The following is a 23,419-nucleotide window of genomic DNA, read 5'->3' as shown; positions in this document are numbered from 1 at the left end:
TCAGATGAGCGAAGGATGGCGCGGGGCAGCCGCGCGGGCCTGCCCCACGCCGCGTCCGGTGGTTAGTGCTTGGCCCCCTTGGCTTTCCCGTTGACGGGGATGCGTTTGGCCTTCTCCTGCGCCTTGGCGGATTTCGGCAGGGTCACGGTGAGCACGCCGTTGTTGAACGACGCCTCGACCTTGTCCTCCTCGACCGCGAAGGGCAGGGGGATCACACGCTCGAAGCGGCCGTAGTAGCGCTCGCTGAAGCGGCGCTCCTTGTCCTCGGTCTCGGCCTTCTTCTCGCCGCGGATGGTCAGGACATCGTTGTCGACGAGGACTTCGATGTCCTTCTCGTCCATGCCGGGAAGCTCGGCCGAGACGCGAACGTCCTTGTCCGTCTCGACCGCTTCGATGCTGGGCCAGTTCGGCATCCGGCCGAGAAGCGACGGCATGCCGCCTTCGAAGCGATTGAACACGTCGTCGAACAGCCGGTTCATCTCGCGGTGGAGGGTCATGAAGGGGCTCAGCTCCTCACCGCGGAAGGTGCTCGGGACCATCGATCGTTCATTGCGGCCCCAGGGAATGAGATCACGCATGTTCATCGTTCTCCTCCATTCATCGGTCTGATTTGCACGAGCGCAAGGGTTCGATGCCGGTTGCCCGGCACCGTTGCACCCGTCGCTGAGTGCGTCCGCTTACGCGGCTTTGCTCTTTTGCTGCGGCTCGTGCTCGATCTGCTGAGGCTGGTTGTCCTGAGCGAGCGCCTTCATGCCAGTGCCGGAGGCAATTTCGATCCGGCGCGGCTTGAGCTCCTCGGGGACTTCACGCTTCAGCTCGATCGTCAGCAGGCCGTTCTCGAGGCTCGCGCCCGTGACCTTCACGTGGTCAGCCAGATTGAAAGACTGCTTGAAGGCGCGGGTGGCGATGCCGCGGTGGAGAACCTGCACGCCTTCGGGCTCAGGATGCTTCTGGCCATTTACGAAGAGCGTGTTTTCCTGCTGAACGAGCTCGATCTCGTCGGGCGAGAAGCCGGCGACCGCCATGGTGATGCGATACTGGTCATCGCCCGCCTTCTCGATGTTATAGGGCGGCCAGTTGGTCATCGGCTCAACCCGGCTGACCTGATCGAGCATGTCGATCAGGCGATCGAAGCCGACCGTCGAGCGGAAAAGGGGAGAGAGATCGAAAGTTGTTCTCATAGCTACATCCTCCATTGAGCAACGTAACCATAAGAGCGCCGGACACCCGCCGGCGCCCGAGATGCCAAGCTCCTGAAAAGCCTTGGCAATTCTTGAGTTAGGAACGCCCCCGCGGCGTGTCAAGACCCCGCCCCGCGGCAAGACCATAGGATTTGTCGAGCCTCTGCGCAGCCGATCTCCTTGGTCTTGATGATGGGCAAACCGATCCCACATCGAAGCCGGTTTCCCCGTCACACAGGAGATCGCACATGACCGACACGCTGACGCGAGACGAGGTGAGGGCGCTCATCGGGCGTTCGGACGATCGGGTGGTGACCGAAATCCTGAACATGGGCGCAAGCCGGGCCGAACTGGCCGAGGCCCGGGCGTGGCTTGAGAACGACGAGGCCATGCTGAACGCGGGCCGGCCGACTCCCTCCGGTCGCGTCGCCCGTTTGGTCGAGATGCTCCAAGCCGATGATGAGGATCTTCCTGCAATTCCAAGGCTCTGAAAGTCTGTTCTCGGATCGGAAGAGGATTCCTGCCATGACAACCGGATACTTCTTCGTCAAGCTTCGCGGCGCCGATGATGTCTCCGGGCTCATTCTTCCGGACATTGGCGATCGCAATGCCCTGCTCCGCAAAGGAGCCGAGCTTCTCTCCCATCTCCACGCGGCTCCGGTGCGTCCGGACGAGATCGAACTCGTGCCGTACTTTCCGCCGCAGTCAGAGACTGTTCTGGTCCGTCAGCCCAATCAGCAGTTTGGGCTGACGTGACTTCGCTCTGTCAGGTGGGGACTGTAGAGTTTCCTGGCTGACGGGAGATGCCGTTAGCAACGGCAGGCGTTCGTGCTGAGAGACAATCGTTCGCGTTCGACTTGTCGGAACCGACTCGGGGCAATTTTCGTTGCCTCTCTGTAGACTTCCGGATTGGTACGAGGTCCGCTCGGGTGGCACTGGTCCCCCAGGACGTTTTCCTTAGCTGATCTGTACCGGGGTCTACGCGGCACGAACCGGGCTCTCCCGATTGAGTGCCCGAAGCCCAGGGTGCAACGCTCTGGGCTTTGTTATGAACGCTGTCGATTGGCCCGCGCAAACCACAATGCCTGGTGGCGATGTCTTCAGAGAGCAGAGAGCGGGCTCGGTCAAGGGTTATGTCAATGGAGTTCCAGGAGAGGCTTCACTCTGCCCTCCCGTCTCCTCTTGGATGATCGAGCCATCGGTGCCGATGATTGCCCGCCAGACTGCTCCGCCGCATCGCACCGTCAACCGCGATAATCCCGCATCCTCGCCCTGACCGGCCTCCACCAGACTTGTCACAAGACCCGCTTTCATATGGCGGCGGAGTTCGTCAGCGGACAGACCGAGCTTTGGGGCAAGCTCGTCAGGATCCAGCACGTAGTCACCGCGACCGTCGCGCTCGATACGCATCGGACGAACTCCAGTTGAGCCTGCCACTGATCCAGCAGGGCGCTATGGAGATACTTCTCCTCGTCTACCATCGCGAACGGCTGAAAGGGGGCCAGGTTTTGTCCTGGCCACTTTCGGTGCCACTTCGCGCTCGCTTAGAAGTCCATGCCGCCCATGCCACCGCCCGGCATGGCCGGAGCAGCCTCCTTCTTCGGCAGTTCGGCGACCATGGCCTCGGTGGTGACCAGCAGACCGGCGACCGAAGCCGCGTCCTGCAGGGCCGTGCGAACAACCTTCGCCGGATCGATGATACCGGCCTGAAGCAGATCGACGAACTCTTCCGCCTGGGCGTCGAAGCCATAGCTCAAGGAGTCGTTGTCGGTGATTTTGCCGACCACGATCGAGCCCTCCACGCCGGCATTCTCGGCAATCTGGCGGATCGGAGCCTCAAGGGCGCGCAGCACGATGTTGATGCCCGCCTTCACATCCGGATTGTCGCTGGAGAGCTTGGCGACCGCTGCCTTGGCGCGCAGCAGAGCCGTGCCGCCACCCGGCAGGATGCCCTCCTCGACGGCCGCCTTGGTGGCGTGCATGGCGTCATCGACGCGATCCTTCTTCTCCTTCACCTCGACCTCGGTCGCGCCGCCGACGCGGATCACCGCCACGCCGCCCGCGAGCTTGGCGAGACGCTCCTGCAGCTTCTCACGGTCGTAGTCCGAGGTGGTCTCCTCGATCTGCGCCTTGATCTGAGCCACGCGGGCCTCGATGTCCTGCTTCTTGCCGGCGCCGTCGATGATCGTGGTGTTCTCCTTCTCGATGCGAACGCGCTTGGCGCGGCCGAGCATCGGGAGCGACACGGTCTCGAGCTTGATGCCGAGGTCTTCGGAGATCGTCTGACCGGCGGTCAGGATCGCGATGTCCTCGAGCATGGCCTTGCGGCGATCACCGAAGCCCGGAGCCTTGACGGCGGCGATCTTCAGGCCGCCGCGCAGCTTGTTGACCACCAGGGTGGCGAGGGCCTCGCCTTCCACGTCCTCGGCGATGATCAGCAGCGGCTTGCCGGTCTGAACGACAGCCTCGAGGATCGGCAGCATGGGCTGGAGCGAGGAGAGTTTCTTCTCGTGGATGAGGATGTAGGGATCCTCAAGTTCCGCGATCATCTTCTCGGCGTTGGTGATGAAGTACGGCGAGAGATAGCCGCGGTCGAACTGCATGCCTTCCACAATATCGAGCTCAGTCTCGGCGGTCTTGGCTTCCTCGACCGTGATCACGCCCTCGTTGCCGACCTTCTGCATGGCCTCGGCCAGCATGCGGCCGATCTCAGTATCGCCATTCGCGGAGATGGTACCGATCTGGGCAATCTCCTCGGACGAGGCGACCTTCTTGGCGCGGGCCTGGATGTCCTTCACGGCCTCAGCCACCGCCATATCGATGCCGCGCTTGAGGTCCATCGGGTTCATGCCGGCGGCCACCGCCTTGGCGCCCTCGCGCACGATCGCCTGAGCCAGAACCGTCGCGGTGGTGGTGCCGTCACCGGCAACGGTGCTGGTCTTGCTCGCCACCTCGCGCACCATTTGGGCGCCCATGTTCTCGAACTTGTCGGCAAGCTCGATCTCCTTGGCGACGGTGACGCCGTCCTTGGTGATGCGCGGAGCGCCGAAGCTCTTCTCGATCACCACGTTGCGGCCCTTGGGACCGAGGGTGACCTTCACCGCGTCGGCGAGGATGTCGACACCGCGCAGCATCTTGTCGCGCGCTTCAGATGAGAACTTGACCTCTTTCGCTGCCATGGGACTCACCTCTGCTTTAATGAAATTCTATTGTGGCCTCTTTGTCATGTGACATTCCTACTCCAGGATGCCCATGATGTCGGACTCCTTCATGATGAGGAGATCCTCGCCTCCGACACGCACCTCGGTGCCGGACCACTTGCCGAACAGCACGCGGTCACCTGCCTTCACGTCGAGGGGCTGGACTTTGCCGCTCTCATCGCGGGCGCCAGGGCCGACGGCGATGACCTCGCCCTGCTGGGGCTTTTCCTTAGCGGTATCGGGAATGATGATGCCGCCCGCCGTTCGCTCTTCCGGCTCGATGCGGCGGACGACGATGCGGTCATGCAAGGGACGGAATTTCATCGAAACACCCTCCTGACATGCATTCGAAGGAAATTGCGAAGCTTGGCACTCTCAAGTCGCGAGTGCTAGTCCGGTATCGACATAGTAAGGCTTCCCTTACCGTCAAGAGCCCGCACGGAGGCAAGCCCACGAAAAGGTCTTGCCCGGCCATATCGCCCGTCGGAGGTTGGGATCGAGTTCCGGATCCGTCACCTTCTGCTCGCCTCTGCGATCCAGCGGCGTAGGGAGTTCGGATCCATCATGCCGGCCTGCCGTGACGCAATCTGCCCGTCCTTGAACACAAAGAGCGCTGGGATCCCTTGGATGCCGAACTCCGACGCGAGGCGGGGATTGGCGTCGACATTGACCTTGACGAAGCGGGCTGCTGGCTCAAGCTCTTGCGCCGTCTGCTCAAAGACGGGAGCCATGGCCCGGCAGGGGCCGCACCACGGCGCCCAGAAGTCGACCACGACGGGAATGTCATTGCGGGCGATGTGGCGCTTAAACCGCTCGCCATCGAGGTCGACCGGCTTTCCGGAGAACAGGCTGGCGCCACAGCGGCCGCATTTCGCGGCCTGGGCCGGTTTCGACCGCGGCAGGCGGTTGACGCTATCGCAGGCGGGACAGACGATGTGGAACGTGTCGGCCATCGTGCAAACTCCAGCTCATGTTCACGCGCACGAATATGTAAGTGCAGGCCTGCGAGGGTGCAGGAGGCGTTGAAAGGACAGCGGAGCTCCTATTGAGGCGCAGACCCGAACAGGTTGGCCTCCCGGACGCCATCGAGGACGAACTGAACTGCCACCGCTGCCAACAGGATGCCGGAGATGCGGGCGACGACATTGGTGCCCGTCACCCCGAGCAGGCGTCCGAGCGGATCAACGAGAACCAACGCCACATAGGTCGCTCCAAGACACGCCACCAGCGTCGCCAGGACAGTGGCCCGGGCGAGATCTGTCGTGGCCTGACCCATCAGCAGCACGATTGCGGTCATGCTGCCAGGGCCGGCGATCAGCGGGATGGCGAGCGGGAACACGGCAATGTCGCCGGGCCGCTGGGCCTCATGCTCCTCGCTCGGTGTGATCGACGAGAGGCCTGTCGGGTGGGCGAACACGAGATCGACGGCCAAGAGGAGGAGCAGGACCCCGCCGGCGATGCGGAAGGCCGCCAGCGAGACGTGCAGAAAGTCAAGCAGTCGGTTTCCCACAAGCGCGAACAGTAGCAGCACCAGCCCGGCGATCACGACCGCCTGCCATGCCAGCCGCCGCCGTTCAGGACGATGGGTGCCGGCGGTGAGCACGCCGAAAACGGCCGCCGTCTCGACGGGGCCGATCGTGACGAACAGAAGCACAAACGCGGATACGGCGGTCTCCGGCATCAGTCTAACGGCGTGCCTGTCACGCGGCTTGTGTATCGCTCTCGAGCGCCGGTTCGTCTTCCAGGGCGGCTGCCAACGCGTCGTCGACCCGCTCCAGCCACACGAACTCAAGCTGGGCCCGAGCGTCTTCCGGAATATCGTCGAAGTCGCGCCGATTGCGGGCCGGGAGCATCACCCGCGTGAGGCCCGCCCGGGCCGCCGCCGTGACCTTCTCCTTGATCCCGCCCACAGGCAGCACGAGCCCGCGCAAGCTGATCTCGCCCGTCATGGCCGTGTCGCTACGGACGGTCCGATTCGAAAGGAGCGAGACGAGAGCCGTGAACATCGCGACACCGGCGCTGGGCCCGTCCTTCGGCGTGGCGCCGGCCGGAACGTGAATATGGATGTCGCTCTTCTCGAACGCTTCCGGCTCAATCCCGAATGACGCGGCCCGGCTCTTTACCAAGGTCAGCGCCGCCTGCGCGCTCTCGCGCATCACGTCGCCGAGCTGGCCGGTGAGGATCAGCCCACCCTTGCCCGGCGCCCGGCTGGCTTCGATGAACAGGATGTCGCCGCCCACCGGTGTCCAGGCCAGGCCGGTGGCCACGCCCGGCACGCTGGTGCGCATGGCCACCTCGTCTTCGAACCGCGCCGGACCCAGGATCGCCGCAAGCTCGTCGGCATCGATGGCCACATGCTCCGTGCTGCCCTCAGCAATTCGGACTGCAGCGTGCCGCAGCGCCCGGCCAATCTCGCGCTCCAGGTTCCGGACGCCCGCCTCGCGGGTGTAGTCGCGGATGATCCGGCGCAGGGCCTCGTTGCTGATCTCCGCCTGCTCGGGATTGAGCCCGTTCGCCTCCAGCTGGCGCCGCACCAGATAGCGGCGGGCGATCTGCAGCTTCTCGTCCTCGGTGTAGCCGGCGAGCGTGATGATCTCCATGCGGTCGCGCAGCGGACCCGGGATGGTGTCAAGCATGTTGGCGGTGGCGATGAACACCACGCGAGACAGGTCGAAAGGAACGCCCAGATAGTTGTCGCGGAACGTGGCGTTCTGCTCCGGATCGAGCACCTCTAGCATGGCGGCGGAGGGATCACCCTGGACGCCGCGCCCCATCTTGTCGATCTCGTCGAGCATCATCACGCAGTCGCGGGCACCGGCCTTCTTGATCGCCTGGATGATGTTGCCGGGCAGAGCGCCGACATAGGTCCGCCGGTGGCCTCGGATCTCGGCCTCGTCATGGACGCCCCCGAGGCTGACCCGCACGAAGGGCCGCCCCATGGCGCGGGCGATCGACTGCCCGAGCGAGGTCTTGCCGACGCCAGGCGGGCCGGCAAAGCACAGGATCGGGGCCTTGCCGTTGGGCGCGAGCTTGCGCACGGCCAAGTACTCGACGATGCGCTGCTTGATCTTTTCCAGGCCGAAATGATCCTCGTCGAGGATGCGGCGGGCGTCCGCGATATCAATGGGCTTCTCCTCGGGCAGACCCCAGGGCAGCTCGACGAGCCAGTCGAGGTAGGTCCGGATCATCGCCGCCTCGGTGGCTCCCTCGGGCATGCGCTCATAGCGGCGAAGTTCCTTACGGGCCTGCTCCTCGACCTCCGGCGGCATGTTGGCCTTGGCGATCTTCTCCGTGAGCTCCTGGACCTCCTGAGCGCGCCCGTCGCCTTCGCCAAGCTGGCGCTGGATGGCCGCCATCTGCTCGCGCAGCACGGCCTCGCGCTGTCGCTCGTCCAGGGCCGCTTTGGTCTGGCGGCCGATCTCGTGCGTCAGGCGGAGCACCTCGATCCGCTGGGCCAGCAGGCGGGACACCTTGTCCATCCGGGGTAGGAGGTCGAGCGTCTCGAGGATCTCCTGTTTTTCCTCAGGCTTGATGTCCATGTAGGTCGCCGCAAGGTCGGCGAGCTGGGCGGGCGAAGTCGCCCCCTGGACCGCCGCGATCAACTCCTGCGGGGCCTGCGGCAGGAGCTGGAGCGCCTCGATCGCTTGGCTCTGCAGATGAAGGAAGCGGGCCTCGATCTCGGGACTTTGGGCTTCGGGCTCCGGCAGGTGGAGCACACGCGCAGCCAGGAACGGCTTGTCGTTCACGAAGTCGAGGATGCGGATCCGCTGGACGCCCTGGCAGATGATATGGTGCGTTCCGTCCGGAGCCGTCATGTAGCGGACAATGTTGGCGAGCGTTCCGACCGGGTGCATGTCGGCCGGGCCGGGCTCCGCGACCTGGGCGTCGCGCTGCATCAGGATGCCGATGGACCTCTCCTCGCGTACGGCCTGCTGGGCGGCGGCAATCGAAGCCGGCCGCCCGATCACGATCGGCGCGATCATGCCCGGGAACAGCACGGTGTTGCGCACCGGCACGATGATGGTCGCGTCCGGCGGCAAGGGAACCGGCGTGAAATCCTCCTGAGGCTCCGGTGAATGGTTGTTCGGCTGGTGAGAACCGTTGGCAAGTCCGAACAGGCTCATGACGCAACCCCTACACGTCCTTTTCAAGGCTGAAGACGAGACACCCATTCCGCGCGAACCGGCGCACGGCGCTATAGCGCCCCGGCGGCAGCGGGACGTGTCGCTCGAACCGTCCCTGTGGCAGTTCCAGGCGATGGATGCGGGCCGTCCGCAGCTCGGGAGGCAGCAGGCGCCGGCCAGCCACCACCAAGGCTCCATCCCGGACAACGGCCTCGACCTGGTCAGGCTCAACCCCTGGCAGGGCAATCAGGATGAGGACCTCACGGTCGGTCTCGATCATGTCGAGGGGAGGCTCCCACGCCGGCGCCCGAGCCTGCGAGCGCTGGAGCTGAAAGAGTTGCCGGTGCATCCGCTCGGCCCGCGCCAGGGCGTCAATCGCTTCCGAGAGCATCCAGTTTGCCGGATCCCGCATCGTCATCCGCCTCCACCGAACGGCTAGGTGTTGGTAAGCCTGACTGTTTTCAAGACATGCCGCAGACATCCCGGTCCGCAATGGCCTCTAACAATGCGCACGGATCACTCTTGTTTCTTGATCGGTGACGGAGCTTGACCAAATCCATTGTGGCAGCGCGTGCCGGAGGCGGTCTCGCGTCCGCTGGCCAGCGTCGGACAGCCATGGCTGGAGCGCCGGTTCGCGGTGAGCCCGCCGGGGCGCGGCGTTCCATGCCAGAAAGTCAGCGGCCGTGGCCTTCGGCAGCGCCTACCCGATGAGAGGAGACGACCATGCCTATCAACGATCCTGGACCTGAGACCCTTGATGCCGTTGAGGAAGCAAGTCTCGAATCGTTCCCGGCGAGCGATCCTCCGGCTTGGGTGCCGGTTCGCACCGGTCCGGTCGACGTCGCCGCCCTCCTCGGCAGCAACGCCGCGGCCAGGGCCGTGTGGAACGAAGCGCTTGATGAGGCGGCCCGGATCGCAGACGAGGCCGGGGCGCCGGAGCTGTCCGGACAGATCCGGGACATAAAGCGCCCCGAGACAGGAACCGTCTGAGCCCGGCGCAGTCGCAGCGGGGGCAGCCGATAGGGCCCTTAGAGCCCGCTCGATTGGGGCGCCGGTGTGCGCCGATGCATTGGGCCGGTCTTGCGAAAAATTTGCTCCCAAACCAGATCGTACACGCTGGCGGCTCCTTTGAGCGCCGGCGTCCTTCGTTGGCCCAATCGGCCAAAGGACATCTTCCTCGGTTCTAGCGCGCCTCTGAGAGGGCGTAAGGTCTGATGGAGGTACAGATGAATTTCGAAAAGTACACCGAACGCGCCCGGGGCTTCGTTCAGGCGGCGCAGAATCTCGCCCTGCGGGAAGGGCACCCGCAGCTCGCCCCCGGCCATGTCCTGAAAGTTCTGCTGGACGATCCTGAGGGTCTCTGCGCCGGTCTCATCGACCGCGCGGGCGGGCGCTCCCGCGACGCGCATGCGGCGGTCGAGCAATGGCTCGCCAAGCAGCCGAAGGTTTCGGGCTCCGCCGCGCAGCCCCAGGCCACCCGCGAACTGATGCGCTTCTTCGATATGGCCGAGAAAGCCGCCGAGAAGGCGGGCGATTCTTACGTCACCGTCGAGCGGATGCTGCTGGCGCTCGCCGTCGAGAAGGACAGCGAGGCTGGCCGGATTCTCGCCCAGGCGGGCGTGACCGCTCAAGGCTTGAACGCTGCCATCAATGCCCTGCGCAAGGGCCGCACCGCCGACAACGCAACGGCCGAGAACGCCTATGATGCGCTCAAGAAATACGCCCGCGACCTCACCGAGGCGGCGCGCGACGGCAAGCTCGACCCGGTGATCGGCCGCGACGAGGAGATCCGCCGCACCATCCAGGTGCTCTCGCGCCGCACCAAGAACAACCCGGTGCTCATCGGCGAGCCCGGCGTCGGCAAGACCGCCATCGTCGAAGGTCTGGCTTTGCGCATCGTCAACGGCGACGTGCCGGAATCCCTGAAGGATAAGCAGCTCCTCGCCCTCGACATGGGCGCGCTGATCGCGGGCGCGAAGTATCGCGGCGAGTTCGAGGAGCGCCTGAAGGCCGTGCTGCAGGAAGTCACCGCGGCCGAGGGCGGCATCATTCTCTTCATCGACGAGATGCACACGCTCGTCGGCGCCGGCAAGGCCGATGGCGCCATGGATGCCTCGAACCTGCTCAAACCCGCGCTGGCCCGCGGCGAGCTGCACTGCGTCGGCGCGACCACGCTCGATGAATACCGCAAGCACGTGGAGAAGGACGCAGCCCTCGCCCGCCGGTTCCAGCCGGTCTTCGTCAGCGAGCCCACGGTGGAGGACACCGTGTCGATCCTGCGCGGCCTGAAGGAGAAATACGAGCAGCACCACGGCGTACGCATCACCGACTCGGCGCTGGTTGCGGCCGCGACGCTCTCGAACCGCTACATCACCGACCGGTTCCTGCCGGACAAGGCCATCGACCTCGTCGACGAGGCCTCGTCGCGCCTGCGCATGCAGGTCGATTCGAAGCCGGAAGAGCTCGACAATATCGACCGTGAGATCGTGCGTCTCAAGATCGAGCAGGAAGCTTTGAAGAAGGAGACGGACGCCGCCTCCAAGGACCGCCTGGAGCGCCTCACGAAGGAGCTCGCGGATCTGGAAGAGCAGTCGGCTTCCATCACGGCCCGCTGGAAGGCCGAGAAGGACAAGCTCGGCACGGCGGCGGAGCTGAAGAAGAAGCTCGACGAGGCCCGCAACCAGTTGGCCTCCGCGCAGCGCGCAGGCGACTGGGCGAAGGCGGGCGAGCTCTCCTATGGCGTCATTCCGGGCCTGGAGAAGCAGCTCGCCGAAGTCGAAGCCAAGGCCGATGGCGGCGGATTGATGGAAGAGGCGGTGACGCCCGACCATGTGGCGCAGGTCGTCTCCCGCTGGACCGGCGTGCCGGTCGACAAGATGCTCGAGGGCGAGCGCGAGAAGCTCCTGCACATGGAGCAGGATCTCGGAAAGCGCGTCGTCGGCCAGCGCGAAGCCGTGGAAGCGGTCTCGACCGCCGTGCGCCGTGCCCGCGCCGGCCTCCAGGATCCGAACCGGCCCATCGGCTCATTCATGTTCCTCGGTCCCACGGGCGTCGGCAAGACGGAGCTCACCAAGGCTCTCGCGGCCTTCCTGTTCGACGACGAGACCGCGCTCGTGCGCCTCGACATGTCGGAATACATGGAGAAGCACTCGGTCGCCCGCCTCATCGGCGCGCCTCCCGGCTATGTGGGCTACGAGGAGGGCGGCGCTCTGACGGAAGCCGTCCGCCGCCGGCCCTATCAGGTGGTGCTGTTCGACGAGATCGAGAAGGCGCATCCGGACGTGTTCAACGTCCTGCTGCAGGTGCTCGACGACGGCCGCCTCACGGACGGCCAAGGCCGCACCGTGGACTTCCGCAACACGCTCATCATCATGACCTCGAACCTGGGCGCCGAATATCTGGTGAACCAGACCGAAGGCCATGACACGGACGAGGTGCGCGACGAGGTGATGGCCGTGGTGCGCTCGCACTTCCGGCCCGAATTCCTCAACCGGGTGGACGAGATCATCCTGTTCCACCGGCTGAAGCGCAGCGAGATGGGCGCCATCGTCGACATCCAGATCGGCCGTCTGCAGAAGCTGCTCACCGATCGCAAGATCACCCTGGAGCTCGACGAGGAGGCGAGAGCCTGGCTGGCCGAGAAGGGCTACGATCCGGCCTATGGCGCGCGTCCCCTGAAGCGCGTGATCCAGAAGCACGTGCAGGATCCGCTGGCGGAGCTCATCCTCTCCGGCGAGGTCAAGGACGGCGAGACCGTGCCGATCCGCGTCGGGCCCGCAGGCCTAATGATCGGCGGTGGGGATGGGCACCCGAGCCACGAGATGGCGGCGTAGGACCTGAGGCTCGCAGGCTCAGGGAAGCTTACCCTCGCGGAAACCTGCGGTTCGCATGTGCTTCATCCGTGTGGCCGGCTTGGGAAGCTGGCCACACGGATCTTCGTCATCAGGGGAGAGCAGGGGATGAAGGTATTGACACCTTTCGTTCTGGGCAGCGTCGTGTCCGGCGGCCTTGTCGTGCTTTCATGTCCGTTGGTCTTCAGTGCCCTGACGTCTCTGCGGTATCCACAGCCACATCGTGTGCGGCCGACGGGCGGGGCCAGCCAACAGAGTGGTCAGGCCGCGAGCATGCTGTCGCCGCAGCGAGGTATTTCTGCTCCGCGACCCCCATACTGGCGGCATGCCGGCAGGGGAATCCGCGGCAGCCATAAGTGCCTACAGCAGGCTCACGGGCTTCATCGTCCGCAACTGCGTCATGCGGCAAAGCGAGCTCGCACCGTGCAGGCGAGAGTTCGCATGGCTGGTAACGGATCACGGTGAGGTGGTGCCTCATCCATCTACAGCGGGAAGCCGCTTGGAGAGAATGGTGCCCCCGATGGTTGGAGGATCCTTATGCATCGGAGACTTCTTACAGCGTTGTTCCTGAGCCTTGCGGCTCTTCCAGCGGCCATGGCGCGTCAGGACCAGACGCTGGTTTCGCAAGCGCAGACTGCCACGTACGAACGGGATCTGAACCGAGCGGAGAACGCACAACAACCGAAATCTGACAGCCGGCAGCGTGTCGGGCTATCCAAGAAGCACGAGCGACTTCTGAGCAGGGACCCCAAAGAAATCATCCCGGATATCTGCATCGGCTGCTAGTCCTAGGCCACAGGAGAGCTGCGGGATGGGTCAGACGGTGTAGACTGAGCCGATCCTTCCTCTGCTTAGTTTTTACCCGCACAGAGCGAATGCCACTTGGCCCTGCGCTCGGAAATTCCCGTCCCACGAAAACGGATCGGGTAGCGGTTAGGCATCGGTAGATGCACTCATTCTGCGAGACCGCCGCGTCGAACCTTCAGAGCGGCCGTGCTCCTTCCCGTGCGAAGGCTTCAATCAGAGGTCCATACCCGTCGAGGTCTGGTTGGGTAGCAAAGCTATATACCGCGCAGGTTGAAGCCCACGGCAGCTTTTCTGACGTGAAGACCTCGACAAAGGGCGCGTACCAATGGTGGTCGTCCAGCATAGTCGCCCGGACATTGACGACGAAGTCCAGGCCGTGCGGGTGCGTGAACATCCAATTTTTGCAGTGGGGGCAATAGAGCTGCCGATGCGGACCATGCAGACCACCGATCACGGGCTCACCACGCGTCACCGCAAAGCCGTCGCTTGGCACAATGATAGTCAGTGAGTATGCGCTTGCGCTCAGCTTCTGGCACCCGGTGCAATGGCACGCCGCCGTTAGCAAGGGTGGGGCAGTGATTCGGAAGCGTATCCCGCCGCATAAGCACCCACCCTCCCAGGGTAGTTTCCAATCGCTCATCCCTCTGGCCCCAAATGATCGACTTCGGTAATCGTGCCTGACTTCGGATGTGCCCAAGAAAGCCAAGCTCCTTGCGACCAAAGTAATGCAGCATGGCCCCCAAAAAAGGCTCGCGCAATATACCCGCTCGACTAATCCCGCAGATCTTCTGTGGCTCGGCTGCTAATAGTCGGCCCGACGGTGCCCCTGGACTGTCATGGCGCGAAGTCTCCGGCGGCCGACGCTCACAGGTGTGTTGCCGGATCGCAAAAAATCGCTTGTCCTGCCCTTGTGTTGAAAGCGGTACGACTTGCAAGCGTCGCTGCGCGTTCTCATCTCTTTAGCGTCAAGTCGGCTCCTCGCGGGCATGGCTTGGCCGATGCACTCCGACGAGGCTTAGGATGGACCCTCTCGCGCCACATCGCGGGGCAGAGAAGTCCCCTCGGGCGAGATCCGCATGAGCCTTTTCGAGTCGTCGCTGAACCTGATCGGCAACTGGTTTGAAGAGGTTTGTCATGTCTTGGTGGAATGACAATTCTCGCCTGGCGCCATACGGGTTTGGGCCAGGCACGTTCGCGCCATCCCGGGGCGAGTTCGACGCCGGCCTGCGGGCGCACATGATCGGCGTCTACAACTACCTCATGCTCGGGCTCGCCCTGAGCGGCGCCGCCGCCTACGCGGTGGCGAACACGCCCTTGGGTGAGCTCTTCTACTCCGGTCCGCGCGAGCTGACGCCGCTCGGCTGGGTCGCCCTGTTGGCTCCCCTCGGCTTGATCCTGATCGCATCGTTCGGGGCACAGAGCCTATCTCCGGCGGGCCTGCAGGGAATCTACTGGGGCATTACGGCCCTTCAGGGTGTCGGCCTCGCGGCTTTGCTCCAGGCCTATACCGGTGAGAGCGTCACACGCATCTTCTTCATCACGGCGGCGGCGTTCGGCGCCCTGAGCCTGTGGGGCTACACCACACGGAGCGATCTGTCCGGCTGGGGCTCGTTCCTCCTCATGGGCCTGGTCGGGTTGATCCTGGCCTCCCTGATCAACCTGTTCCTCGCGAGTTCGGCCCTGCAGTTCGCGATCACGATCATCGGCCTGTTCGTGTTCGCCGGCCTGACCGCGTGGGATACCCAGCGGATCAAGGAGGAATACGTCGCGGGCCTCGCCTACGGTGACGCCGCGCTCACGAGCCGAGTCTTCGGTGCGCTGAGCCTCTACCTCAACTTCCTCAACCTCTTCCAGCTCCTGCTGTCCCTCCTGGGCCAGCGGGAGGAGTAACGGAACGGAGGAAGCCATGCCCCTGACCGGACGATTCAATCTCCGCCGCACCATGAGTGGCAAGATCGTGCTGCAGGTCGAGGCGGAGGTACGACGGCTTTGGCCGTTCTCCCGCAAGCAGCCGACGAAGAGGCGCTGGCGCGACGCGACCCTGATGGATCTGGCGCAGCCTGAGCTGCGCCCGCTCATGGACCTGCGCCACAAACCCGGGTTCGAATGGCTCGGGATCTACGGCCAGCTCGACCCGGCGCAGCGTACCGGAGCGGCCCGCATGTCACCGGAGAAGCCCCCGTCCCTCAGCGTCGTTCCCGAGCCTCCGTCCAAGGCGAACGCCTCCGCGGCTGAGCCCCGGCGCCTCGCCGCGTAGACCTGTCGGAGGAGGATCAGCCGGGACGGCGTCAACTTCACCTGCCGTCCCGGCTCTTGCAAGCTTGAGCTTAGATCCTATCTCGAAAACGCCTTGTGCCGCGCGGGCCTACTTTCCGCGGCCGCGCGCATCTCAATCGTCGATTCTTCGCTCTTCGAGGAGGTTTTGCCGATGAAGATCGCCCAGGTGGCTCCTTTGTACGAACGTGTTCCGCCTAAGCTTTACGGGGGAACCGAACGGATCGTCTCTTATCTTACCGAGGAACTGGTCCGGCAGGGACACGAGGTGACCCTGTTTGCCTCCGGTGACTCGATCACAAAGGCCGAGCTCGTGCGTTGCTGCGACTTGGCGCTCCGCCTCAATCCGGTCGTCAAGGACCCGCTGCCCTACCACATCATGATGCTGGAGCAGGTGAGACAGCGGGCCCATGAGTTCGACGTCATCCACTTCCACATCGACCTGCTGCACTTCCCGCTCATCCGCGAGTTCGCCGACCGGACCGTCACGACGACACACGGCAGGCTCGATCTGGTTGATCTCGCCCCGTTCTACCGGATGTTCCCGGACATTCCGCTCGTCTCCATCTCCGACGATCAGCGCAAGCCGATCGCCGACGCCAACTGGGTCGGCACCGTCCACCATGGGCTGCCGAAAAACCTCCTGCCTTTCCGTGCGGCCGCGACGGGAGGGTACCTAGCCTTCCTGGGACGGATCTCGCCGGAGAAGCGGCCCGACCGGGCGATCCGGATTGCGGCGGAGGCCGGGATGCCCCTCCGGATCGCGGCGAAGATCGACAAGGCCGACCAGGCCTACTGGGACGAGGTCATCAAGCCCCTGATCGACGCTCATCCCAATGTGGAATTCATCGGTGAGATCAACGAGCACGAGAAGGCGGACTTCCTGGGTGATGCTGCTGCGCTGCTCTTTCCCGTCGACTGGCCCGAGCCCTTCGGCCTCGTGATGATCGAGGCGATGGCCTGCGGCACACCCGTGATCGCCTTCCGCTGCGGTTCGGTGCCGGAAGTGATCGAGACTGGCAGGTCCGGCTTCATCGTCGAAACCGTCGAGGACGCCGTCGAAGCGGTCGCCGCACTCAGGACCTTAGACCGGGCCGAGGTGCGCCGCTGCTTCCTCGACCGGTTCACTGTCGAACGGATGACGAAAGATTATCTCGATATCTATCGCAGCCTGCCCGGCGTGCGCCTCGAGGCCGCTCATCTGCGCCGTGCCAACGGAGCCGGGGCCGGCTTGCATGCGGTGGCATAAGGTCCGTTGGTCCGACGTTTGTTCTCTCGGTGGAGGACGACATCATGAACCTGCATGTTAACGTGCCTGATGACGCAGGCGACATCCGCCTGGGCCAGTTCGCCGTCGCGTCGCAGTCCTCGCTGCAGGAGCGGCGCCCGCGGACGTTGAAGCACGGCGATACCTTCGGGGTGTTCGACCGCAATGGCGACGTGCTGTCGGGGGAGGGGAGCCCGGACGGGCTGTTCCACCGTGACACCCGCCATCTCTCCCATCTTGACGTGCTGATCAACGGGCTGAGTCCGATCCTGCTGTCGTCAACCCTGCGTGACGACAACGCCGTGCTCACTTGTGATCTCACCAACCCGGATCTCTACGACAAGGCGGGCCGGCTTCTCCTAGAACACGACGTGATCCACATCCGGCGGTCCAAGTTCCTCTGGCAGTCCGCCTGTTTCGAGCGCCTGCTGGTGCGCAACTTCGGCGACCAGCCCCAGCGCCTGACACTGGAATTGCGGTTCGAGGCCGACTTCGCCGATCTCTTCGAGGTGCGGGGCACGAGGCGTAAGCTCCGCGGCACGTTCCACCCGGCCGATGTACGGCCTGAGAGCGTCACGTTCACGTACGGCGGTCTCGACGATCGGACCAGGACAACACGCCTGCGCTTCGACCCGGCTCCCAGCCGCTTGGAAGCAAGGCGCGCTCTGTTCGAGATCGAGGTTGCTCCAGGGCAGCGAACGGTGATCTTCGTCGAGGTCCGCTGCGATGACGAGGTGCCGCAGAAGCGCCCGCGTGAGCACTACCTGTCGTCGATGGTCGAGGCGCGACGGGCGCTGCGTCTGTCCTCGTCGCGGGCCGCTTCGATCGTAACCTCGAACGAGATCTTCAACGAGGCTGTCCGGCGCTCCGTCTCCGACCTCTACATGCTGGTGACGGACACGCCCGAGGGTCCCTATCCCTACGCCGGCACGCCGTGGTTCAGCGCCGCCTTCGGGCGCGACGCCCTCATCACGGCCTATGAGACGCTCTGGATGGATCCGGCGCTGGCCCGTGGCGTCCTCCGGTTCCTGGCCGCCAACCAGGCTACAGCCGAAGATCCGGCCGCGGATGCCGAGCCTGGCAAGATCCTGCACGAGGTTCGCTATGGCGAGATGGCCGAGCTCGGCGAAGTGCCCTTCCGCCGCTACTATGGCAGCGTCGACTCGACGCCGCTCTTCGTCATGCTGGCTGGCGCCTACCTGGAACGCACACAAGACATTGCGACCCTGGAAGGGCTCTGGCCCCATATCGAAGCGGCCCTGCGCTGGATCGACATTTTTGGTGATCGCGACGGCGACGGCTTCGTCGAGTATGGCCGCCGGACGGAAGGCGGGCTCATCAATCAGGGCTGGAAGGACAGTCACGACTCCGTCTTCCATGCCGACGGCGCCATGGCTCAGGGGCCGATTGCCCTGTGCGAGGTCCAGGCCTACGTTTACGGTGCTAAGCGCTCCGCCGCGCTCATCGCATCGAGCCTCGGCCTGCCGGAGCGCGCGACATTGCTGGAGGCAGAGGCCGACCGGATGAAGCAGCGGTTCGATCAAGCGTTCTGGTGTGAGGATCTCGGCACCTATGCCCTGGCACTTGACGGCGACAAACGGCCTTGCCTGGTGCGGTCGTCAAATGCCGGCCATGCCTTGTTCGCTGGAATCGCACAGCCCGAACGCGCGGCCGAAATTGTGAGGACGCTCATGGATGCGTCCTCGTTCTCGGGCTTCGGTGTAAGAACCATCGCATCGACCGAGGCGCGCTACAACCCGATGTCCTATCACAACGGCTCGGTCTGGCCGCACGACAACGCGCTGATCGCCCTGGGGCTCGCCCGCTATGGCTTCAAGCGCGAGGCCACCCGGATCTTCGACGGCCTGTTCCACGCATCCGTCTACATCGACTTCAGGCGGCTGCCTGAACTCTTCTGTGGCTTCCCCCGCCGACGCGGCGAAGGGCCGACGTTCTATCCGGTCGCCTGTGCGCCCCAAGCTTGGGCGGCCGCAACGCCGCTGAGCTTGATTCAGGCCTGCCTCGGCCTCAGTTTCGATCCGCAGACCAGGACGGTCCGGCTCAATCAACCGGTTCTGCCGGACTTTCTCGAAGAGGTCGTGTTGCGTGACCTTGCGGTTGACGGATGCCGCCTCGACCTCGCGGTACGGCGGGCAGGAAGTGAGGTAGCGCCTCATGTTCTCGGCCGGACTGGTGATGTGCGGGTCGAGATTACCGTCTGAGGCGGGCATCGGCGAACTGAGATCAGGGGGCAGAACCGGTCCTTTGATCTCTGCGCCCGACGATGTGGGCCCGCCCCAACCAGGGCGGGCCTGGCTGTGAGCGAGGTTAGGTACCGTAACTAAGGCTTGCACCGGAGCATTGCTCCCGCCTGTTCCGAACCCCAGGCGGCCCGGGGCTAAGCCGATCATCCGTGGAGGAAAAGGATGGATCTCGACCAACTGGCACAAACCGCCGCAGCGATGACGCAACCCAGCAAGGGCATCCTCGCCGCCGACGAGAGCACGGGGACGATCAAGAAGCGCTTCGATGCCATTGGCGTCGAATCCACGCCGGACAATCGCCGCGATTATCGCGAACTTCTCTTCCGCTCTACCGAGGCGATGCAAAACCATATTTCCGGCGTCATCCTCTACGACGAGACGATCCGCCAGACTGCGAAGGACGGGACGCCACTGGTGAAGCTCATCGAGCAGACGGGCGCGATTCCCGGCATCAAGGTGGATCTCGGCGCCAAGCCGCTGCCGTTCTGCCCCGGGGAAACCATTACGGAAGGCCTCGATGGCCTGCGGGAGCGCCTGACGGAGTATTCGGACCTCGGCGCCCGTTTTGCCAAGTGGCGTGCGGTGATCGACATCGGCGAGGGCATCCCGACCTGGACGGCCGTAAAGGCCAACGCGCATGCGCTGGCGCGCTACGCGGCGCTCTGCCAGGAGCAGAGCGTGGTGCCGATCGTCGAGCCCGAGGTTCTGATGGACGGCGCGCATGACATCAACCGTTGCGCGACGGTGACGGAGTTCGTGCTGAAGGCCGTCTTTCAGGAACTCTACGAGCAGCGGGTTGTGCTCGAAGGCATGGTACTCAAACCCAACATGGTGATTGCGGGCAAGAAGTCGCCGCAACAAGCCTCCGTGGATGAGGTCGCCGAGAAGACCCTCAAAGTCTTGAAGCGTTGCGTGCCCTCGGCCGTGCCTGGCATCGCCTTTCTCTCGGGCGGCCAGTCGGACGAGGAGGCGACCGCTCATCTCGACGCTATGAATCGGATCGGCGGCGTACCCTGGCGGCTAACGTTCTCGTATGGCCGTGCTCTTCAGGCGGCGCCTCAGAGGGCATGGTCCGGCAAACCCGAGAACGTGGAGGCAGCCCAGCGCGCCTTCGCGCACCGCGCGAGAATGAATGGTTTGGCCTCGATGGGGCAGTGGACAAGCGACCTGGAGAAAGTGGCAGCGTAAGCCCCAGCCAAGGGCTTAATCCTCTGATTGGTGGGCGTCGGGGCTGTTGATCCTGCGTTCCGCATGGCGTGCCCGGGCCGGCTGGCCTATGGCCCGGGCGGTCGGCCAGCTCCGGCATGGAGCAGCTCGCGTAGCACGCTGCGCAGGCCATGAACCTGGTCGATAAGGTTCAGAACGATGCCAATGCCTTCGTCGTTGACCCCGATCTCGTCTTTGAGGTCGCGGATGAGCCGGGCTCGCGCCACGTCCAGCTCGGAAAACGCGAAGCCTGCCTGTTCCCGTTGCGGAAGAAGCCAGCCTTCCTCGATCCAGGCCTGAACCGTGCTCGCATTGACATCCAGACGCAGCTGGAACTCCTCCAGAGTCAGCATCTACGCCTCCATGCCATCTCGTGGATTGTAGAGCGCGCCACCTGTCCACCGCTCCGCGAAGGCTTCGAGTTCCGGATCCGGGCGGTCGGGCAGGACGACCTTCAGAACTGCGTGCAGGTCGCCTTGCGTGCCGTCCGGCCGGGGCACACCTTTGCCCCGGAGCCGCAGGATTCGTCCCGTGTTGCTGCCTTTCGGGACGCTGACCATGACGGGCCCCGTCGGCGTCGGGACCTGAATGCGGCCACCGAGAACGGCCTCGCGCAGTGAAATCGGCACCTCGAGGCGGATGTCGTCGTCCTGCCGCGTAAAGAGGCGGTGCGGGCGCACATGGACCTCGATCAAGGCGTCGCCGGGCGGACCGCCGCCGATGCCTGGTTCGCCTTTGCCGGCGAGACGGACTACTTGGCTGTCCCGGATGCCGGCTGGAATGGTGATGTCGAGCGATTGGCCGTTCGGCAGGGTTACGGTCTTGCGGGTGCCATTCACGGCCTCGAGGAAGTCGAGGACGAGGCGGAACCGGAGATCCTGCCCCGGCATCGCGAAGCGGGTTCGGGCGCCGCGCCGGAGCAGTGCCGACAGGATGTCCTGATCCATGAAATCCGCAAAGCCGGCATCGCTGCGGTAGGACGGCCCGGTCTCCTCGGACGCAAAGTCCCGGTAATACCGGCGCTGCGGTCGCTCAGCGCCGGAAGCGTCGATCTCGCCACGGTCGAACCGGGCCCGCTTCTCAGGGTCACTCAGCAGGTCATAGGCGGCCGATATCGCTTTGAAGCGGTCCTCGGCCGTCCGGTCGCCGGGGTTCAGGTCCGGGTGATACTTCTTGGCCAGTTTCCGGTACGCCTTTTGGATCTCGTCCGCAGATGCGTTGGGCTTCACGCCCAGCAACTCGTAAGGGGACTCGGCCACAACCTCCCTCCATTCAACCGAGTGTTCCATATCCTTGCGAACACAACGTGCGCTCCTGACTTGCTTGTAAAACGCCGGTTCCGGTGGTCCGGATCCGTGTCTGAAGGCACGTCGACGAGGCCGCTGATGAGATGTGTGCCCTTCTAGTGCGAGTGATATGTCGAGCGCAGTTCCGGCCGATGCGTTGCCTAAGGAGGCATGCCTTACAGGCGAGATCCAACCGATCGACCATGGCTCGACAACCCCCTACTGTTCATCGCTGATGTCGGCGTTCAAGCCACTCACTGCGCGATGTGCGCCGGACCGGAACCTTCCCGACAGATCAGTGTTAGTGCGCCGCGGAAGGAAGCAGGGCGCCATGACACGCAGCTGCCTTCCCCGCACAGCGATAGCTTGTCCTCACCGAAAGGCGGAAGGCTATCGCATTCCTTGTGACGAAACTGAAAAAACAGAGTGCCTTCGGCACTCTATTTTGGAGGAATGGTCATGAGAAAAACCCTGATTGGTCTTACCTCAGCCCTCACCCTCGCAGCCTCAGCGGCCGCTGTGCCGACACCGGCTTCGGCCTATCCGGGCTGGGTCATCCCGGCGATTGCCGCCGCAGGGGTTGGTGGGATTGCCCTTGGAGCAGGGATCACCTCGGCCCAGGCCCAGACCACAGGAACGATCGTTTCCGCCGCACCGGGCACCCCGGTTCAGCCCCAGATCGGCTATGACCCGAACACGATGGTCCAGCCGGGCTGCCATCTCGCCCGTGAGCGCATTCGTGGAGAATGGCGCCGCGTCGAGGTCTGCCCCTAACCCTGCCGGACAGGGCTAGATTGCGGTAGGCAAACTCTCTGCCCAATCGCGAGTGCCGGGACAGCCCCTCGCTCCTGAAGCCGGGGAGGGGATCGACGCGTCCCGGCACATCAGCAAGGTCTGAACACCGAGGCCTGATCAAGGCAACTCACCCATTGACCGTACTCGCTCCTGTAAACCTTCCCCCTTCAAGATGAAATTACGAGGCAGTGGCGGGGAGCTTTGGTTACATGCAGTCTGGACGGGCGCAGCGAAGGGAGCGGACCCAGATCACCCGCGGGTCGTCCTACTATGTAGGGGACCCAAACAAAGAACTGACATCATTGACTGATTCCATCTCGCATTGGGTCTGACGAGGTAGGAGGAAGTCATGCGTGATCTGTTCTGGCTCTCTGACGAGGCCTGGGCGGCGTTGGAGCCGCATCTGCCGCACAACCAGCCGGGTAAGCCCCGCGTGGACGACCGGCGCGTGATCAGCGGCATTCTCCATATCCTCAAAACAGGTGGGCGCTGGCGCGATGTGCCGCCCGAATACGGACCAGCCAAAACCATCTACAATCGCTACACCCGTTGGGCGCGACGCGGCGTCTGGCAGCGCATCTTCGCCAAAGTTGCAGCTGCTGGCCAATCCCAGAGGAGCTGGCGCTCGACAGTTCCAACGTGAATGCCCACCGCTCGGCATCAGGCGGAAAAGGGGGAGCTCACGCAAGCGGTCGGCGTCTCGCGCGGCGGCCGAACAACGAAAATCCACTGTCTGGCCGATGGTCGTGGCCGGATCCTTGCCGTCGCGTTGACGCCGGGGAACGTGGCCGACATCACCATGGCTGTGCCGATATTAGAAGCTCTGGCGCCGACCAGGCGGCTGATTGCTGACAAAGCCTATGACGCGGATCGGCTCCGCACGTGGCTCGAAGACAAGAGCATCGAAGCTGTCATTCCGGGCCGTGCTGCTCGTGCCGTTGCCTATCCGCTCAATCGCGCGGCATACCGACGCCGTAATGTCATTGAGCGGATGTTCGGCCATCTCAAGAACTGGAAGCGGATCGCAACGCGATACGACCGGCTGGCTGTGAACTATCTCGCAGCCGTTGTCCTCGTCGCGATAGTCACTCAATGGCTTGGGTGTGTCCCCTACCTAGGCTAAGCTTGAACCATCATCTCGGTTTTCGGTTTACCAGTCCTCTT

24 protein-coding genes are annotated in these 23,419 nt (G+C 64.1%); 12 read left to right on the top strand and 12 right to left on the bottom strand.

Annotation, left to right across the window (positions count from 1 at the left end; genetic code table 11):
- Positions 1 to 62: 62 nt before the first annotated feature.
- Entirely contained in the window at positions 63 to 584 is a 522-nt protein-coding gene (locus tag GDR74_RS12040) for an Hsp20/alpha crystallin family protein (protein WP_152586533.1), read from the bottom strand.
- Positions 585 to 677: 93 nt separating this feature from the next.
- Positions 678 to 1,181 (bottom strand): Hsp20 family protein, encoded by a 504-nt coding sequence (locus tag GDR74_RS12035; protein ID WP_152586532.1) that lies wholly within the window; start codon positions 1,179 to 1,181, stop codon positions 678 to 680.
- 248 nt (positions 1,182 to 1,429) lie between these two features.
- Here GDR74_RS12035 and GDR74_RS12030 point away from each other — a divergent pair, with 248 nt between their 5' ends.
- Positions 1,430 to 1,672, top strand: coding sequence for a hypothetical protein (locus GDR74_RS12030; protein ID WP_152586531.1), 243 nt, complete (start codon positions 1,430 to 1,432; stop codon positions 1,670 to 1,672).
- Between the two features lie 34 nt (positions 1,673 to 1,706).
- The gene (locus GDR74_RS12025; RefSeq protein WP_152586530.1) at positions 1,707 to 1,937 is read left to right on the top strand and encodes a hypothetical protein; all 231 of its coding nucleotides are present in this window, start codon (positions 1,707 to 1,709) and stop codon (positions 1,935 to 1,937) included.
- Between the two features lie 375 nt (positions 1,938 to 2,312).
- Here GDR74_RS12025 and GDR74_RS12020 read toward each other — a convergent pair whose 3' ends face one another.
- The 7 genes from GDR74_RS12020 to GDR74_RS11990 form a co-directional block, all read right to left on the bottom strand.
- Positions 2,313 to 2,591 (bottom strand): DUF6522 family protein, encoded by a 279-nt coding sequence (locus tag GDR74_RS12020; protein WP_152586529.1) that lies wholly within the window; start codon positions 2,589 to 2,591, stop codon positions 2,313 to 2,315.
- A 134-nt stretch (positions 2,592 to 2,725) separates the two neighbouring features.
- On the bottom strand, positions 2,726 to 4,360 hold the full coding sequence (groL, locus tag GDR74_RS12015) for a chaperonin GroEL (RefSeq protein WP_152586528.1): 1,635 nt from the start codon (positions 4,358 to 4,360) through the stop codon (positions 2,726 to 2,728).
- A gap of 57 nt (positions 4,361 to 4,417) precedes the next feature.
- Entirely contained in the window at positions 4,418 to 4,705 is a 288-nt protein-coding gene (locus tag GDR74_RS12010; RefSeq protein WP_134495545.1) for a co-chaperone GroES, read from the bottom strand.
- Positions 4,706 to 4,893: 188 nt separating this feature from the next.
- Positions 4,894 to 5,334 (bottom strand): thioredoxin TrxC, encoded by a 441-nt coding sequence (gene trxC, locus GDR74_RS12005; protein ID WP_152586527.1) that lies wholly within the window; start codon positions 5,332 to 5,334, stop codon positions 4,894 to 4,896.
- An 89-nt stretch (positions 5,335 to 5,423) separates the two neighbouring features.
- Positions 5,424 to 6,062: a MarC family protein gene (locus tag GDR74_RS12000; RefSeq protein WP_152586526.1), complete on the bottom strand. Its 639-nt coding sequence runs from the start codon at positions 6,060 to 6,062 to the stop codon at positions 5,424 to 5,426.
- Positions 6,063 to 6,081: 19 nt separating this feature from the next.
- Positions 6,082 to 8,553, bottom strand: coding sequence for an endopeptidase La (lon, locus tag GDR74_RS11995; RefSeq protein WP_281349016.1), 2,472 nt, complete (start codon positions 8,551 to 8,553; stop codon positions 6,082 to 6,084).
- Complete coding sequence (locus GDR74_RS11990) at positions 8,516 to 8,923, bottom strand: Hsp20/alpha crystallin family protein (protein ID WP_152586525.1); 408 nt, start codon at positions 8,921 to 8,923, stop codon at positions 8,516 to 8,518. The genes lon and GDR74_RS11990 overlap by 38 nt, the downstream gene beginning before the upstream one ends.
- A gap of 305 nt (positions 8,924 to 9,228) precedes the next feature.
- Here GDR74_RS11990 and GDR74_RS11985 point away from each other — a divergent pair, with 305 nt between their 5' ends.
- Both GDR74_RS11985 and clpB read left to right on the top strand, forming a co-directional pair.
- Positions 9,229 to 9,495: a hypothetical protein gene (locus GDR74_RS11985; RefSeq protein ID WP_152586524.1), complete on the top strand. Its 267-nt coding sequence runs from the start codon at positions 9,229 to 9,231 to the stop codon at positions 9,493 to 9,495.
- Between the two features lie 236 nt (positions 9,496 to 9,731).
- On the top strand, positions 9,732 to 12,338 hold the full coding sequence (clpB, locus tag GDR74_RS11980; RefSeq protein ID WP_152586523.1) for an ATP-dependent chaperone ClpB: 2,607 nt from the start codon (positions 9,732 to 9,734) through the stop codon (positions 12,336 to 12,338).
- Positions 12,339 to 13,338: 1,000 nt separating this feature from the next.
- Here the strand turns inward: clpB and GDR74_RS11975 are convergent.
- Positions 13,339 to 13,803, bottom strand: coding sequence for a GFA family protein (locus GDR74_RS11975; RefSeq protein ID WP_152586522.1), 465 nt, complete (start codon positions 13,801 to 13,803; stop codon positions 13,339 to 13,341).
- Between the two features lie 494 nt (positions 13,804 to 14,297).
- Between GDR74_RS11975 and GDR74_RS11970 the strand changes: the two genes are divergently transcribed.
- From GDR74_RS11970 to GDR74_RS11950, 5 genes are all read left to right on the top strand, one after another.
- The gene (locus GDR74_RS11970) at positions 14,298 to 15,053 is read left to right on the top strand and encodes a Bax inhibitor-1/YccA family protein (RefSeq protein ID WP_152586521.1); all 756 of its coding nucleotides are present in this window, start codon (positions 14,298 to 14,300) and stop codon (positions 15,051 to 15,053) included.
- Positions 15,054 to 15,069: 16 nt separating this feature from the next.
- On the top strand, positions 15,070 to 15,420 hold the full coding sequence (locus tag GDR74_RS11965; protein ID WP_152586520.1) for a hypothetical protein: 351 nt from the start codon (positions 15,070 to 15,072) through the stop codon (positions 15,418 to 15,420).
- 171 nt (positions 15,421 to 15,591) lie between these two features.
- Positions 15,592 to 16,686 (top strand): glycosyltransferase family 4 protein, encoded by a 1,095-nt coding sequence (locus tag GDR74_RS11960; protein ID WP_152586519.1) that lies wholly within the window; start codon positions 15,592 to 15,594, stop codon positions 16,684 to 16,686.
- 44 nt (positions 16,687 to 16,730) lie between these two features.
- On the top strand, positions 16,731 to 18,926 hold the full coding sequence (locus tag GDR74_RS11955; RefSeq protein WP_152586518.1) for an amylo-alpha-1,6-glucosidase: 2,196 nt from the start codon (positions 16,731 to 16,733) through the stop codon (positions 18,924 to 18,926).
- Positions 18,927 to 19,130: 204 nt separating this feature from the next.
- On the top strand, positions 19,131 to 20,156 hold the full coding sequence (locus GDR74_RS11950; protein ID WP_152586517.1) for a class I fructose-bisphosphate aldolase: 1,026 nt from the start codon (positions 19,131 to 19,133) through the stop codon (positions 20,154 to 20,156).
- Positions 20,157 to 20,242: 86 nt separating this feature from the next.
- Here the strand turns inward: GDR74_RS11950 and GDR74_RS11945 are convergent, their stop codons facing one another.
- Complete coding sequence (locus tag GDR74_RS11945) at positions 20,243 to 20,527, bottom strand: chaperone modulator CbpM (RefSeq protein WP_194164524.1); 285 nt, start codon at positions 20,525 to 20,527, stop codon at positions 20,243 to 20,245.
- Positions 20,528 to 21,433 carry a DnaJ C-terminal domain-containing protein gene (locus tag GDR74_RS11940; RefSeq protein ID WP_152586516.1) on the bottom strand — a complete coding sequence of 302 codons (906 nt, stop codon included), beginning with the start codon at positions 21,431 to 21,433 and terminating at the stop codon, positions 20,528 to 20,530. It abuts the gene before it with no gap.
- Positions 21,434 to 21,919: 486 nt separating this feature from the next.
- On the opposite strand from GDR74_RS11940, the gene GDR74_RS11935 reads away from it, so the two are divergent.
- From GDR74_RS11935 to GDR74_RS18520, 3 genes are all read left to right on the top strand, one after another.
- Positions 21,920 to 22,234 (top strand): hypothetical protein, encoded by a 315-nt coding sequence (locus GDR74_RS11935; RefSeq protein WP_152586515.1) that lies wholly within the window; start codon positions 21,920 to 21,922, stop codon positions 22,232 to 22,234.
- Between the two features lie 370 nt (positions 22,235 to 22,604).
- Positions 22,605 to 22,898, top strand: a complete 294-nt coding sequence (locus GDR74_RS18525) for a transposase (RefSeq protein ID WP_281349015.1) — start codon at positions 22,605 to 22,607, stop codon at positions 22,896 to 22,898.
- Complete coding sequence (locus tag GDR74_RS18520; protein WP_281349014.1) at positions 22,899 to 23,378, top strand: IS5 family transposase; 480 nt, start codon at positions 22,899 to 22,901, stop codon at positions 23,376 to 23,378.
- The last annotated feature ends 41 nt before the right edge of the window (positions 23,379 to 23,419 follow it).

It is taken from the genome of Microvirga thermotolerans (genome assembly GCF_009363855.1).
GTDB classification, from domain to species: Bacteria; Pseudomonadota; Alphaproteobacteria; order Rhizobiales; family Beijerinckiaceae; genus Microvirga; species Microvirga thermotolerans.
The sequence above is the reverse complement of the archived record's forward strand: the minus strand, read 5'-3'. Positions and strand labels throughout refer to the sequence as shown.

Excerpts from the sequence above, each read along its gene's own strand:
- GDR74_RS12040 (WP_152586533.1), bottom strand. The coding sequence starts at position 584 with ATGAACATGCGTGATCTCATTCCCTGGGGCCGCAATGAACGATCGATG.
- GDR74_RS12035 (WP_152586532.1), bottom strand. The coding sequence starts at position 1,181 with ATGAGAACAACTTTCGATCTCTCTCCCCTTTTCCGCTCGACGGTCGGC.
- GDR74_RS12030 (WP_152586531.1), top strand. The coding sequence starts at position 1,430 with ATGACCGACACGCTGACGCGAGACGAGGTGAGGGCGCTCATCGGGCGT.
- GDR74_RS12025 (WP_152586530.1), top strand. The coding sequence starts at position 1,707 with ATGACAACCGGATACTTCTTCGTCAAGCTTCGCGGCGCCGATGATGTC.
- GDR74_RS12020 (WP_152586529.1), bottom strand. The coding sequence starts at position 2,591 with ATGCGTATCGAGCGCGACGGTCGCGGTGACTACGTGCTGGATCCTGAC.
- groL (WP_152586528.1), bottom strand. The coding sequence starts at position 4,360 with ATGGCAGCGAAAGAGGTCAAGTTCTCATCTGAAGCGCGCGACAAGATG.
- GDR74_RS12010 (WP_134495545.1), bottom strand. The coding sequence starts at position 4,705 with ATGAAATTCCGTCCCTTGCATGACCGCATCGTCGTCCGCCGCATCGAG.
- trxC (WP_152586527.1), bottom strand. The coding sequence starts at position 5,334 with ATGGCCGACACGTTCCACATCGTCTGTCCCGCCTGCGATAGCGTCAAC.
- GDR74_RS12000 (WP_152586526.1), bottom strand. The coding sequence starts at position 6,062 with ATGCCGGAGACCGCCGTATCCGCGTTTGTGCTTCTGTTCGTCACGATC.
- lon (WP_281349016.1), bottom strand. The coding sequence starts at position 8,553 with ATGGGTGTCTCGTCTTCAGCCTTGAAAAGGACGTGTAGGGGTTGCGTC.
- GDR74_RS11990 (WP_152586525.1), bottom strand. The coding sequence starts at position 8,923 with ATGACGATGCGGGATCCGGCAAACTGGATGCTCTCGGAAGCGATTGAC.
- GDR74_RS11985 (WP_152586524.1), top strand. The coding sequence starts at position 9,229 with ATGCCTATCAACGATCCTGGACCTGAGACCCTTGATGCCGTTGAGGAA.
- clpB (WP_152586523.1), top strand. The coding sequence starts at position 9,732 with ATGAATTTCGAAAAGTACACCGAACGCGCCCGGGGCTTCGTTCAGGCG.
- GDR74_RS11975 (WP_152586522.1), bottom strand. The coding sequence starts at position 13,803 with ATGAGCGATTGGAAACTACCCTGGGAGGGTGGGTGCTTATGCGGCGGG.
- GDR74_RS11970 (WP_152586521.1), top strand. The coding sequence starts at position 14,298 with ATGTCTTGGTGGAATGACAATTCTCGCCTGGCGCCATACGGGTTTGGG.
- GDR74_RS11965 (WP_152586520.1), top strand. The coding sequence starts at position 15,070 with ATGCCCCTGACCGGACGATTCAATCTCCGCCGCACCATGAGTGGCAAG.
- GDR74_RS11960 (WP_152586519.1), top strand. The coding sequence starts at position 15,592 with ATGAAGATCGCCCAGGTGGCTCCTTTGTACGAACGTGTTCCGCCTAAG.
- GDR74_RS11955 (WP_152586518.1), top strand. The coding sequence starts at position 16,731 with ATGAACCTGCATGTTAACGTGCCTGATGACGCAGGCGACATCCGCCTG.
- GDR74_RS11950 (WP_152586517.1), top strand. The coding sequence starts at position 19,131 with ATGGATCTCGACCAACTGGCACAAACCGCCGCAGCGATGACGCAACCC.
- GDR74_RS11945 (WP_194164524.1), bottom strand. The coding sequence starts at position 20,527 with ATGCTGACTCTGGAGGAGTTCCAGCTGCGTCTGGATGTCAATGCGAGC.
- GDR74_RS11935 (WP_152586515.1), top strand. The coding sequence starts at position 21,920 with ATGAGAAAAACCCTGATTGGTCTTACCTCAGCCCTCACCCTCGCAGCC.
- GDR74_RS18525 (WP_281349015.1), top strand. The coding sequence starts at position 22,605 with ATGCGTGATCTGTTCTGGCTCTCTGACGAGGCCTGGGCGGCGTTGGAG.
- GDR74_RS18520 (WP_281349014.1), top strand. The coding sequence starts at position 22,899 with ATGCCCACCGCTCGGCATCAGGCGGAAAAGGGGGAGCTCACGCAAGCG.